Origin of the sequence: Marinimicrobium locisalis (genome assembly GCF_039822625.1) — a bacterium.
Taxonomy (GTDB): domain Bacteria; phylum Pseudomonadota; class Gammaproteobacteria; order Pseudomonadales; family Cellvibrionaceae; genus Marinimicrobium; species Marinimicrobium locisalis.
Genome location: NZ_JBDLLG010000015.1, coordinates 88,052 through 99,014, shown reverse-complemented (window position 1 = coordinate 99,014; position 10,963 = coordinate 88,052). Strand labels below are relative to the sequence as shown.

Annotated in this window: 14 protein-coding genes; 7 read left to right on the top strand and 7 right to left on the bottom strand. The window is 57.9% G+C overall.

Annotated elements, in window-relative coordinates; all coding sequences use genetic code 11:
* The first annotated feature begins 276 nt into the window (after positions 1 to 276).
* From AAE514_RS11130 to AAE514_RS11110, 5 genes are all read left to right on the top strand, one after another.
* Positions 277 to 759, top strand: coding sequence for an NfeD family protein (locus AAE514_RS11130; RefSeq protein WP_347331613.1), 483 nt, complete (start codon positions 277 to 279; stop codon positions 757 to 759).
* Positions 760 to 819: 60 nt separating this feature from the next.
* Positions 820 to 1,770, top strand: a complete 951-nt coding sequence (locus AAE514_RS11125; protein ID WP_347331612.1) for an SPFH domain-containing protein — start codon at positions 820 to 822, stop codon at positions 1,768 to 1,770.
* Positions 1,767 to 2,738 (top strand): SPFH domain-containing protein, encoded by a 972-nt coding sequence (locus AAE514_RS11120; protein ID WP_347331611.1) that lies wholly within the window; start codon positions 1,767 to 1,769, stop codon positions 2,736 to 2,738. The genes AAE514_RS11125 and AAE514_RS11120 overlap by 4 nt, the downstream gene beginning before the upstream one ends.
* Entirely contained in the window at positions 2,716 to 4,065 is a 1,350-nt protein-coding gene (locus AAE514_RS11115) for an NfeD family protein (protein ID WP_347331610.1), read from the top strand. Before AAE514_RS11120 ends, AAE514_RS11115 begins: the two co-directional genes overlap by 23 nt.
* 62 nt (positions 4,066 to 4,127) lie before the next feature.
* On the top strand, positions 4,128 to 4,628 hold the full coding sequence (locus tag AAE514_RS11110) for a GFA family protein (RefSeq protein WP_347331609.1): 501 nt from the start codon (positions 4,128 to 4,130) through the stop codon (positions 4,626 to 4,628).
* A 20-nt stretch (positions 4,629 to 4,648) separates the two neighbouring features.
* Here AAE514_RS11110 and AAE514_RS11105 read toward each other — a convergent pair whose 3' ends face one another.
* Entirely contained in the window at positions 4,649 to 5,053 is a 405-nt protein-coding gene (locus AAE514_RS11105) for a hypothetical protein (protein WP_347331608.1), read from the bottom strand.
* 426 nt (positions 5,054 to 5,479) lie between these two features.
* On the opposite strand from AAE514_RS11105, the gene AAE514_RS11100 reads away from it, so the two are divergent.
* A complete protein-coding gene (locus AAE514_RS11100) occupies positions 5,480 to 6,217 on the top strand; it encodes a Crp/Fnr family transcriptional regulator (RefSeq protein WP_347331607.1) in 738 nt (245 codons plus the stop codon).
* A 6-nt stretch (positions 6,218 to 6,223) separates the two neighbouring features.
* On the opposite strand, the gene AAE514_RS11095 is transcribed toward AAE514_RS11100, so the two are convergent.
* Positions 6,224 to 6,826 carry a YqaA family protein gene (locus AAE514_RS11095; protein WP_347331606.1) on the bottom strand — a complete coding sequence of 201 codons (603 nt, stop codon included), beginning with the start codon at positions 6,824 to 6,826 and terminating at the stop codon, positions 6,224 to 6,226.
* Between the two features lie 13 nt (positions 6,827 to 6,839).
* Positions 6,840 to 7,652 (bottom strand): DUF1206 domain-containing protein, encoded by an 813-nt coding sequence (locus tag AAE514_RS11090; RefSeq protein ID WP_347331605.1) that lies wholly within the window; start codon positions 7,650 to 7,652, stop codon positions 6,840 to 6,842.
* A 245-nt stretch (positions 7,653 to 7,897) separates the two neighbouring features.
* Between AAE514_RS11090 and AAE514_RS11085 the strand changes: the two genes are divergently transcribed.
* Positions 7,898 to 8,950, top strand: a complete 1,053-nt coding sequence (locus AAE514_RS11085) for an NAD(P)-dependent alcohol dehydrogenase (RefSeq protein ID WP_347331604.1) — start codon at positions 7,898 to 7,900, stop codon at positions 8,948 to 8,950.
* A gap of 23 nt (positions 8,951 to 8,973) precedes the next feature.
* On the opposite strand, the gene AAE514_RS11080 is transcribed toward AAE514_RS11085, so the two are convergent.
* From AAE514_RS11080 to AAE514_RS11065, 4 genes are all read right to left on the bottom strand, one after another.
* Positions 8,974 to 9,786 (bottom strand): M48 family metallopeptidase, encoded by an 813-nt coding sequence (locus tag AAE514_RS11080; RefSeq protein ID WP_347331603.1) that lies wholly within the window; start codon positions 9,784 to 9,786, stop codon positions 8,974 to 8,976.
* Positions 9,786 to 10,265, bottom strand: a complete 480-nt coding sequence (locus tag AAE514_RS11075) for a YbjQ family protein (protein WP_347331602.1) — start codon at positions 10,263 to 10,265, stop codon at positions 9,786 to 9,788. Before AAE514_RS11075 ends, AAE514_RS11080 begins: the two co-directional genes overlap by 1 nt.
* Before the next feature lie 3 nt (positions 10,266 to 10,268).
* Complete coding sequence (locus AAE514_RS11070; protein WP_347331601.1) at positions 10,269 to 10,586, bottom strand: YbjQ family protein; 318 nt, start codon at positions 10,584 to 10,586, stop codon at positions 10,269 to 10,271.
* Between the two features lie 147 nt (positions 10,587 to 10,733).
* Positions 10,734 to 10,943 carry a hypothetical protein gene (locus AAE514_RS11065; RefSeq protein WP_347331600.1) on the bottom strand — a complete coding sequence of 70 codons (210 nt, stop codon included), beginning with the start codon at positions 10,941 to 10,943 and terminating at the stop codon, positions 10,734 to 10,736.
* Between the last annotated feature and the right edge of the window lie 20 nt (positions 10,944 to 10,963).

Genomic DNA, 10,963 nt, shown 5'->3' with positions numbered 1-10,963 from the left:
TGGAATTGGGATTTTTGAGGCGGCAAGTGTAGAAACAAAGGAATAAAGACACTGAGACGGCGATCCCGTTATAGAAGAGAAATGGTTCTTCGACGAACTTGTATTCCGAATTTGCGAACAGATAGCGGTAGCGGGTGAGAAGTGGTAGCCGGACCCCATTTGTCAGTTGGTGGTTAAGTGACTTTTCACTCTCGGAAGGGTTTCCTCTGGATTTTGCCCCCCAAAAAAGGTTATCTTGTGCCATAAACCATAACCAATGGATATCTGGGCTTCCGCATGCAGGACTATGACCTCTTCACCTACTGGTTCATCGGCGGCGTCGTGCTGATGTTGCTGGAATTCCTCTTGCCTGGCGGCATCGTTTTCTTTCTGGGCCTTGGCGCCACGCTGGTTTCTCTACTTCTCTATACCGGCCTTATCGAAGGCTGGATACAGGCCTTCACCGCCTGGTTTGTGGGCTCGCTACTGTTGTTGTTTGGGCTGCGAGGCGTGGTGCAGAAGCTGATTCCGGCCCAGGTTGAGCGCGGCCGCACTGACGAGGACCTGGACGCCTACGACCAGATTGCGCAAGTGGCCGAGACCATTCCCGCTGGCGGCGAGGGGCGCATCACCTTCCGGGGCAGTACTTGGGCCGCCAAGCACTATCATGACGACCAGGCCCTGGAAGCCGGCACCCCCGTGCGCATAGTATTTCGTGACAACCTGCTCTGGACTGTGGAAGCCATCGACCCGTCCGAGCGCGAACACCCCAAGGAGTAATACCCGTAACAGCTTCCGGCGTCGAGGTCTTCGCCGGAACCCTCAATCAAGGAGCATCTCATGTTTACCGCTTTAACCATTTTTGTCATCGTAGCCGGCATTTTTGTCTGGAATCTGATGATTGTTGTGCCCATGCGCCAGTCCTGCGTGCTGGAACGCTTCGGTAATTTCCGGCGTGTGCTCGAACCGGGCTTTCACGTAGTCGTCCCGTTTCTGGATAAAGTCGCCTATCGCCATGAAATTCGCGAGCAGGTGTTTGATATCCCCGCCCAAAGCTGCATCACCCGGGACAATATCCAGGTCGCCGTGGATGGGCTGGTGTATTTAAAGGTGATGGATGCCAAGCGAGCCAGCTACGGTATCGGTGATTACCAGATGGCCAGCGTTAACCTGGCCCAGACCACCATGCGCTCGGAAATCGGCAAGCTCACCCTGGGGGATACCTTCTACGAGCGGGACAAACTGAACGAGTCCATCGTGCGGGAAATCGACAAGGCCTCGGACCCCTGGGGCATCAAGGTAATGCGCTACGAAATCAAGAATATCGAGCCCTCGGCCCAGGTGGTCCATACTCTGGAAAAACAAATGGAAGCGGAGCGGGAAAAGCGCGCCGACATTACCCTGGCCACCGCCGGTAAGGAATCGAAAATTCTGATCTCCGAAGGCTATCGCCAGGAGGCCATCAATATTTCCGAAGGTGAGAAACAAAAGCGGATAAACGAAGCCAAGGGCCGCGCCAGTGAAATCGAGATTCTCGCCGAAGCCTCGGCCGAGGGGTTGCAAAACGTGGCTCGGGCCATCAAACAGCCCGGCGGCGACTACGCGGTGAAAATGCGCTTGGTGGAAGACTTCATCGGCCGTACCGGCGAAGTAATGAAGAGCGCCGACATTTCGGTTCTGCCCTCTGACCTGGCGCACATCAAGGGCATACTGACCGCCCTGAACCAGAACCTAGGACAGGGTTCAGCCACCGCCGCGAGTGCCACCGCATCGAAAGGAGCCGCCCAATGAACCCGAATCAAATGAACCCCGTGGATATGTTCAATTTTGCCGTATGGGGCATTATCTTCTTTACCATTGTGGTGCAGCTGTTTCGCTCCATCCGCATTGTATCGACCCGTACCACACTGATTGTCGAGCGCCTGGGTAAGTACAAGGCCACACTGGGGCCAGGTTTCCACGTCTTGATGCCGTTTATCGACAAAGTCACCGCCTTGCAGGACCTGCGCGAAGAAACCATTGATGTGCCGCCCCAGGAATGCTTTTCCCGGGATGAAGTTCAGGTGCAGGTGGATGGTGTGATTTACATGTCCGTGGCGGACCCGGTCAAGGCGACCTACGGGGTGACGGACTATCGCTTTGCCGCCATGCAGTTGGCCATGACCACAACCCGCTCGGTGATTGGCACCCTGGAGCTGGACAAAACCTTTGAAGAGCGGGATATGATCAGTCAAGCGGTGGTGGACACCCTGAATCAGGCTGGCGAGGCCTGGGGCGTACATGTGCATCGTTATGAGATCAAGAACATCAAACCGCCCAGCAGCGTGCAGAACGCCATGGAAAAACAGGTGACCGCCGAGCGCGAACGCCGGGCCATTCTGGCGCGGGCCGAAGGCGACAAACAGAGCCGAATCAACACCTCCGAAGGCACCATGCGCGAGTTGATTAACCTTTCAGAAGGTGAACGGCAACGGTTGGTCAATGAAGCGGAAGGCCGGGCTTCGGAAATTCTGTCCCTCGCCATGGCCACCGCCAGCTCGTTGGAGAAAATCGGTAGCGCCGTGGTGCAGCCCGGTGGCGAGGAAGCCATTAAGCTCAATATGTCGGAGAAGTTTATCGACAACATTGGCCACCTGGCCGATGCTCATACATCGGTTATCTTCCCGGCGGACCTCACCAACATGAGTCAGTTGCTGGAAGCGCTGGACTTACACATTGATGGCACAAATCAAACCAATGTTGTTACCGCACGGGAATAGCCGCTACCACGGCTCGCGTTGGCGCCCGCTACGGCTGACGGTGTTCCTGCTAATGCTCTTGGCCGGTATTGCCGGCGTGGTCCAGGGGCAGGGCGGCAGTGGTAAGGCTCCGGTCTACCAAATCGATATTGACGGCGCCATCAACCCGGGCGCTCTCGGGCTGTTGAAACATGGCATCGAGGTGGCGGAGCTCAACGACGCGGCGGCTCTGATTGTGCGTATTGATACCCCCGGCGGGTCGCTCAGCAGCACGCGGGATATGGTCAGCGCCATTGGAGCGGCGCGGGTGCCGGTCATCGGTTATGTTGGCCCCTCGGGCGCGGGCGCCACTTCGGCGGGGGCGTTCATCTTGCTGTCCACCCATGTGGCCGTGATGAACGAAGGTACCACCGTGGGGGCTTCATCGCCCGTGGCGGGCGATGGCAGTGACATCGAAGGCACCATGGCGAAAAAGGTGATGAATGACTCCCGGGCCTTCATGCGCAGCATTGCCGAACGCCGGGGCCGAAATGCCGATGTGGCGGAGCGTTTCGTCTCCGATGCCGAAAGCGTGACGGCCACCGAAGCGCTGGAGGCCCGGGTCATTGATCGGGTGGTGGCAGAGGCCTCGCAGCTGCTCTCGACTCTTGAAGGCACCGAGATTCAGTTCCAAGGTGAGCCCATGATGCTGGACCTTGCTGGCCGCACGCCGGTGAAGATCGAGCCCCGGCTTATTGACCGCGTGCTGGCGGTAATTGCCAGCCCCCAAATCGCCCATATGCTGATTTCTCTGGGCATGCTGGCCATTTACATCGAACTTCTCAGCCCTGGCTTGGCCTTCCCCGGCGTTCTGGGCACTATCGCGGTGATTCTAGGGCTGATCGGTGCGCAAGCCCTGCCGGTTAACATGGGCTTTCTCATCCTGTTATTTCTGGGCCTGGCCCTGATGTTCGCCGAGCTGTTTGTCGCCGGTCTTGGCGTGCTGGGCATAGGTGGGGCCATTGCCTTTGTGTTGGGCAGTTTAAACTTGTTTGACTTACCGCCGACCGACCAATACCGCAATACGGTACTGGCCGTCAGTGTAGGCGTCAGTGCTGCCGTCATGTTGGCAACCTATCTGATCGGCCGCGGCCTGGCCTCCGCTCGCCCCAGGGAAAAGTCCCTGGTGGGCAAGCATGGCGAGGCCATGGTCAATTTTGAAAAAGACGGCTACGTTCTGATCGACGACAAGCGCTGGCCCGCCGAGACCCGAACACCGCTCCACCACGGCGACGCCATTGTCGTGGTAGCAGAGACCGATGATAATCGGTTGGTGGTTGAGTCGGCCCCCAAGCGGGAGGACGTTTGAGACCTTCCGGTTGGGGCCGGGTTTCCACCTTTGTTCATCTCCGATAAGTACCTGGAGGAAAAATGAAGCTCGAAGGTTCCTGTCATTGCGGAAGCGTAACGTTTACGGTTCAATCCGAGCACCCCTACCCTTTCAACCTATGCTACTGCTCCATCTGCCGGAAAACGGCAGGCAGCGGGGGATACGCCATTAACCTGGGTGGAGACTACGAAACGCTGGAGGTTGACGGAAAGGAACATATCAGCGTCTACCAAGCGCTAATGACGGACCCCGAGACCGGAGAAAAACAGGAAAGCTCTGGGCAAAGACACTTTTGCAAACACTGTGGGAGTGCGCTCTGGTTGTGGGACCCAACGTGGCCGGAGCTCGTTCATCCCTTGGCCTCCGCGATCGATACCGCGTTACCTAAGCCGCCAGAGCGCACGCACATGATGTTGGCCTCAAAGGCGCCCTGGGTTGAAGTGTGCAATGGCCCGAAAGATAAATTGTTTGAAGGGTATCCCGACGAGTCGCTTGCTCAGTGGCATCAGCGGCTAGGGGTGGGTGATGCCCCGAAGATATAACGTACCCGCTTGGGCCGCCGTTAGAACCTGATGCTTTCGGTGGCCTCGGTGCGCGGGCGGGAAGGCTCGACGGGATAGGCCGAGCGCCCTGCGTTCAAGTCTAATAGCAGCAAAGCATCAACCTCGCGGGCGGCTGGCACGGGCTGGTCCGGGTCCACTCGGAGAATGAAAATGCCTTCTGTTTTCAAGTCAGAGGGTAGGGTGTCTGCTCCTTCCGCGGTTCGAACCGAATTGACATCTCTTAGTCGATACAGTACCTCGTTGGCCTGTGAGTGCCCAAGATTACCGCTGCGCCGGCTGCTGTCGCTGGGTGGGTTGGCGCTGTCCGTGCGGGCTGGCTTGGTGCCTGACTTTAGCCCCAAGTGAAACAATAGCATGGTTAATAGCACGAATAGCGCGACCGGTAATCGATAGGAGTGTCTCATATCACCACGCGTTTGGAGCCTGTTTCATTGTAGTGTAGCCCCCCTTGGTAGGCACAGGGGCCATGTTGGGAGTCGGAAGGTCCTGTGTCGGTTTTTGCAGTGCAACCGGGTCGTGCCCTCGAATATTGAGCAGTTAACATCTTAGCTCCTTGTTGAAGGTGTCGTTGCCGCGAATCCTACCTGTACTAGAGCGTTTTTCTATAACGTGAGTTAAACTTACAAAATTTCCGAATGACGATGGTTGTAAGGGTTGGTTTTTAAGCATCCCTCGCTAATAAGGAGCGTGCTATAACATAAGTTATGAACGGGCGGTGCTTCCATCATGATGTGGGAACTTCGCTGCCAGCCATCGGTCTTTTTTTTCAGGATGGCGCTGAAATCGGTTCTTCGATTAAGCGTTTTGGGTATTAATGGGTGTACAAAACAATGGAAAAAAGCTGCATGCTCAAACACTTTAGGAGTTACGCAACGCTCGATTCCGACGACGAGACGCTTCTCGCGTCACTGGAAAAGAGCCCTAAAAAAGTTTGCGCCGATACGGTAGTGTGCCGCGAGCATGATGCGGCAAAGGCGTTTTACACCGTGATGAGCGGGTGGTTGTTCTCCTATCGGGAGCTCGAAGACGGCACGCGTCAGGTGCTGGACATTTATGTTCCCGGGGACGTCATCGGGTTGCGGGAGTTTGCCTTTTCCAACCGTTTAACCACAGTGATGGCTTTAACGGATGCGGAGATTTGCGAATTCCCCAAATCCCGCATGGCCGAGGAGTTTGCCCACTCCGTGTTGCTATCGAACCTGTTCTTTGCAATTGCCACTCGCGAGCAGGCCGTTTTGCTGGAGCGGCTGGTGAACCTCGGGCGTCGCTCGGCGCCGCAGAAACTGGCGCACTTGACGCTGGAAATGTTTTCCCGGCTGCGGCGCACAAACCCCTACCCGGAGAACCAATTCAAAATGCCCTTGCCTCAACATGTGTTGAGTGACGCGCTGGGGCTGAGTGCGGTTCATGTCAGCCGTACCTTTACGGAGCTTAAGCAGGAAGGGTTGCTATTCCGGGACGGCTCCACCATTCTCATCCCGGACCTTGAGAAGCTTAAAGAGTTTGCCGGCTTCAGCCCCCATTATCTTGAGGAGAGTGTGCCGCGCCTGCCGACTCTAGAGGCTTGAGGGCGTTTACAGAATTTGGTTTGCCAGCGCCTGGGTCAGCAAGACGAACCCGGCCAGCAAGGTGGCGGCGCCCAAGCTTGTCAGGAGCGCGTGGCGCCTCCACAGCGCTTCGGCTCGGTCCCCGAACCGGTACACCAGCCAGGCCAGCCCGTAGTAGCGAAAGCCGCGTGCAATCAGAGCGGCCAGGACGAACAGATGGATGGGGTAGCCGGAAAGCCCGGCGGTAATCATCGCCACTTGGAAGGGGATGGGAATAATCCCAAGGGCGAGAATGGCGGCGAACCCGTATTGGTCAAAAAAACGCCGAAAGGACTCATAAGCCTCCTGCATACCCATGGCCTCGATAAACCAGGTGCCCGCGGATTGGTATAGCGCCATTCCTACCCCATACCCTAGAAGCGCGGCCACCAGGCACCCGGCGGTGGTGACGGTGGCAATGGTCCAGATCCGGTGCTTGTTAATGGCCATCAACGGAATCAAAACCACTTCAATCGGAATGGGGATAAGGATGGTTTCCAAAAAGGAGATTACGCCCAGGAGCCAGAGCATGTGGTTTGAATGAGTGAGGCGGTCAAACCACCGTTGGGCTCGTCGGGATTTAATCTCCATGACAAACTCGTGCCTAGTTAGAAGGTTTGACCCGTCCGAATACGGCTGCCAAGGCGCTGTAGGCTCCGAACGCGAATAGGCCGATTGCGACCGTTGCAAAGAGCCACTTCCCGAAAGGTTGTGCTCTTAACGTATTCAGTGCTTCGCCTGTACCACCGGCTTGCTCGGGATTAAAGTGGTAGGCGGCGGCGACGAATAGACCGCCGACAATCATGAACACCAGCCCGCGCACGGTCAGGCCGAAGCGAAACAACGGGAAGGCCCAGTAGCGGGAGCGGCTGGGCATGTCGAACTCCTCGTCAAAGTCGGTGCTCCATGCCCTTATATGGTGGACCACCCCAATACCGACAATGACCAGCCCCACCGAGGCGACCAACCAACGGCCAAAGGGCTGACCCATCAGCCAGTTCACCGTACTTTGCGTCGACCCTTCCGAGCCGCTGCTTGAGGCGCCAATGGCGAAAATCATCATTACGGAGAGGCCGGCCAAAACAAGGTGGGAGAGGGCGCTGCCCAGCAGGCCCGCGCGAATGGCGAGCCCCTTGAGGTCGGTGCCGTTTTGGTCGGGGTCCATTATCGCCTGAATCCCTCGCCAAAGCGCGTAGCACAGAAGCCCTAGCGCCAGTATAAGCAGCAGCCAAGTGCCCAGAGGCGCAGTCATAACACTCTTCAGTGCGCCGGGGCTGCCGGTGGTTTCACCGCCACGACCGAAAGCCGCCAGGGTTGCCAAGCCTCCGACCAATAAATACACAATGCCACGGGCGGCATACCCGGTACGGGCTAGGCAAACGATGACGCTGTCGGAGGTGGAGGCATTGCCAGACATAGTATCCCGTTCCCGGCGTTGATGGGGGCGTGGCCCCGGCGTGTTCCTTGTTTAAAGTGTAACAGTTTGCCTGAGGGTTGGCAGATTGCTGGAAACCCCCACCGTGGCCCTTGAGGTTGGACGGCCGCGCTAGCAGTGGTCTGTTCAATGATAGGCAAAGAGGAGGAGTTATTGAATGATCCAGTGCTGAGCTGTCTTACGCATAGTAGAGTACTGATCATCCATTTCGCTCAGGAGAAGACCCTATGGCCACAGTGAACGCCTACGCCGCCCAATCCGAAGCCAGTCCCTTGGCGCCGTATGATATCGAGCGCCGTGCGCTCCGTCCGGACGATGTGGCGATCGATATCGACTACTGCGGCGTCTGCCACACGGATATTCACTTTGTTGAAAACGACTGGGGTATGACGCAGTTTCCCGTGGTGCCGGGCCATGAGATTATTGGCCGGGTGACCGCCGTCGGTGAGAAAGTGAGTGCTTACAAAGTGGGAGATTTAGTGGGCGTTGGCTGCATGGTGGACTCCTGCCGAGGGTGCGCCGCCTGCGAGTCCGGCCTTGAACAGATGTGTAAGGAGGGGTTTGTGGCCACCTACAATGGTGAGGACCGACACGATCAAAGCATCACCTTCGGCGGCTACTCCAGCCACATCGTGGTCAGCGACCGCTTCGTTGTGAAGGTCCCCGCCAAACTAGACCCTGCCAGTGCGGCCCCTATTCTCTGTGCCGGTATTACCACTTACTCTCCGCTCAAACACTACGGTGTTAAGCCTGGTGACAAGGTCGGGGTGATTGGCATGGGCGGCCTCGGCCATATGGGGGTGAAGTTCGCCAAGGCGCTGGGGGCGGAGGTCACTATTTTTACCCGCTCAGAGTCCAAAGTGGCCGAGGCGAAAAAGCAGGGCGCGGACCACGTTGTCATCTCCACCGACGAAAAGCAGATGGAGGCCGCGGCCGAGACGTTCGACTTCCTGCTTGATACCGTGCCCGTTCAGCACGATCTGAACCCGTACATTAACTGTCTGACGTTCGATGGGGTGCACATCATTGTCGGCCTGTTGGATCCGGTGGAGCCCGCCCTGCAGGCCGGAGGCCTGGTGATGCGCCGGCGCGTTCTGGCCGGCTCGCTCATCGGCGGCATGCCGGAAACCCAGGAAGTGCTGGATTTCTGCGCCGAGCACGACATCACCTGCGATATCGAGATGATCGACATGCAGGATATCAATAGCGCCTACCAGCGTATGAAAAAAGGTGATGTAAAATACCGCTTTGTCATTGATATGAAGAGCTTGAAAACGTAAATCCCAGCCACGAGCCGCCGTGGTTAGTGGGAAGCAGGCCAGTCGGGGATAGGGGTCACGGAGCCTTGCGTGGCGTAGCCCTGTTCGCGGCTGATGTCCTCTAGCCGGTCGATCCGCGCGGCGACATCCGGGTGGCTGGAAAGCCACTCAAGCGGGGCTTGATCCGCCTTCTCTTGCGCCAGCCACTGGAACAGGGCATCGGCTCCCTGGACGTGGCCGTAGTGGTTCTGTAAGGCTCTCAGCGCCCAGGCATCCGCCTCGCGCTCCAGGTCGCGGGAGTAGTTGAGCATGGCAATTTGCCCGCCGGCGCCGGCAAGCTGGGCGACATTGGTGTTGCCAAACACCAGCCCCATGATGACCCCGAAGCCCAGTTGCCGGATAGTCGCTTTCAGTGGGTGTCGGTGTTGCACATGGGCAATTTCGTGGGCCAACACAAAAGCCAGGCCCTGCTCGGTTTTCACCTCATCCAGCAGCCCCTGAAGAATAAATACATGGCCGCCGAGGCTGGCGTAGGCGTTGACCGCCTCGCTCTTCTGGTAATGCACCGTAATGCGCATCGACTCGTCCAGGCCACCCGCTCGCGCGAGGTCATTGGCGAGGGTTTGCAGGTAAGTCAGGCGCTGATCGGGGTCAGAGGGTTGTTGCAAGGAGCTGCTCAGGGCCTGTTCCCAACTGAACGGAATCCAGCGGGCCGACCAGCCCAGGGCGAGCATCATCAGCCAGAGCAGCAGGGCCAGGCCTGCGAAGAAACCCCCTACCAGCAGAACAAAGTCCCTCTGCCAGCCCTTCTTCACGTAGTTGATGCCTTCCGGCGGCTGGGGGTTTCGGTAGCCCATTAGTCCTGCCCGATCAGAGCGGTACCGTAGGCCAGCACTTCCATTGAACCCACCTGACCCTGTGCGCCTCGGCCGGCGATAACGGCGGTTTCGTACTTCACGTTGAACACCTGCTTGGCGCCCATCGCTTGCGCCTCGGCCCGCATCCGCAGCAGGGCTTCCCGGCGGGCTCGGTCGAGCAAGGACTCGTAGCTGTTCAGCCGACCGCCCACCAGCATGCGCAGCGTGGCGATAAAGCGCTTGAAGTAATCTACGGAAATCACCACCGAGCCCATGACCAGAGCGCTTTGCGGCGGGGAGAGGCTCGGTGGGGGTAGCCGTGATGGGAAGACCATCACCTGGCCCGGCCGGGTCTCCTCGGCAATGATGCGCTCGTAATGTTTACGCTCCAGGTAGCGCCCTGAAAAGTAGCCGGTGGCCAACAGGAGCAACGCGAGTAGTAGGGGGAGAAGAAACTGCAAAGTGATCAGAGCGCCCACGGCTTAATCCTCTAGGATAACGGCGCTGCCATACACAAACAGTTCGGCCGCCCCCTGGGTAAGCGAGCTGGTAGAGAACCGGATATTAAGCACGGCGTTGGCCCCAATGGCCTGCGCTTGTTCCTCCATTCGCTTAATCGCTTCCTGGCGGGAGTCATTGAGCAGGTCGGTGTAGCCTTTCAGCTCGCCGCCGAACACGTTCTTGAACGAGGCGGCGATATCGCGCCCTACGTGCTTGGCGCGCACGGTGCTACCCTGTACCAGCCCCAGGTGTTCTTTGACCTTGCGGCCCGGGACGATTTCGAGGTTGCTCAAAAGCATGAATTACTCCTTGTCGATGTTGTTTTTAGCCGCGGCCAGTATAACGAGTTTTGTGCCCAGGGGTAGCTCGCGCTTGGGCTGGCAGACAAAGAAAAGGGCGCCCACCGGAAGGTGAGCGCCCAAATCGGACGGGGGGAACCGCAACGGTCAGAAGGCGGGGGGCAGTTGCCCCAGCATCTCCCGACGGGAGTGAATCAGCTCTTTGTAGGTTTGCATCATGCTGAAGTCCACCGGTTCATCACTGCTTTTTAGGGCGCCCAATTGGCGCTCGAACCGGGTGATTTCTCCCACCAGTTTTTCCCGCAGTTGCTCGGTTCCCTTCAGGTTTGCACTGAAAGCGTGGTTGGGTCGGGTCATGGGGTGTCTCCTTGTCAGTT

Bases quoted from the DNA above. Each gene is read 5' to 3' on its own strand.
- AAE514_RS11130 (WP_347331613.1), top strand. From the start codon at position 277: ATGCAGGACTATGACCTCTTCACCTACTGGTTCATCGGCGGCGTCGTG.
- AAE514_RS11125 (WP_347331612.1), top strand. From the start codon at position 820: ATGTTTACCGCTTTAACCATTTTTGTCATCGTAGCCGGCATTTTTGTC.
- AAE514_RS11120 (WP_347331611.1), top strand. From the start codon at position 1,767: ATGAACCCGAATCAAATGAACCCCGTGGATATGTTCAATTTTGCCGTA.
- AAE514_RS11115 (WP_347331610.1), top strand. From the start codon at position 2,716: ATGTTGTTACCGCACGGGAATAGCCGCTACCACGGCTCGCGTTGGCGC.
- AAE514_RS11110 (WP_347331609.1), top strand. From the start codon at position 4,128: ATGAAGCTCGAAGGTTCCTGTCATTGCGGAAGCGTAACGTTTACGGTT.
- AAE514_RS11105 (WP_347331608.1), bottom strand. From the start codon at position 5,053: ATGAGACACTCCTATCGATTACCGGTCGCGCTATTCGTGCTATTAACC.
- AAE514_RS11100 (WP_347331607.1), top strand. From the start codon at position 5,480: ATGGAAAAAAGCTGCATGCTCAAACACTTTAGGAGTTACGCAACGCTC.
- AAE514_RS11095 (WP_347331606.1), bottom strand. From the start codon at position 6,826: ATGGAGATTAAATCCCGACGAGCCCAACGGTGGTTTGACCGCCTCACT.
- AAE514_RS11090 (WP_347331605.1), bottom strand. From the start codon at position 7,652: ATGTCTGGCAATGCCTCCACCTCCGACAGCGTCATCGTTTGCCTAGCC.
- AAE514_RS11085 (WP_347331604.1), top strand. From the start codon at position 7,898: ATGGCCACAGTGAACGCCTACGCCGCCCAATCCGAAGCCAGTCCCTTG.
- AAE514_RS11080 (WP_347331603.1), bottom strand. From the start codon at position 9,786: ATGGGCTACCGAAACCCCCAGCCGCCGGAAGGCATCAACTACGTGAAG.
- AAE514_RS11070 (WP_347331601.1), bottom strand. From the start codon at position 10,586: ATGCTTTTGAGCAACCTCGAAATCGTCCCGGGCCGCAAGGTCAAAGAA.
- AAE514_RS11065 (WP_347331600.1), bottom strand. From the start codon at position 10,943: ATGACCCGACCCAACCACGCTTTCAGTGCAAACCTGAAGGGAACCGAG.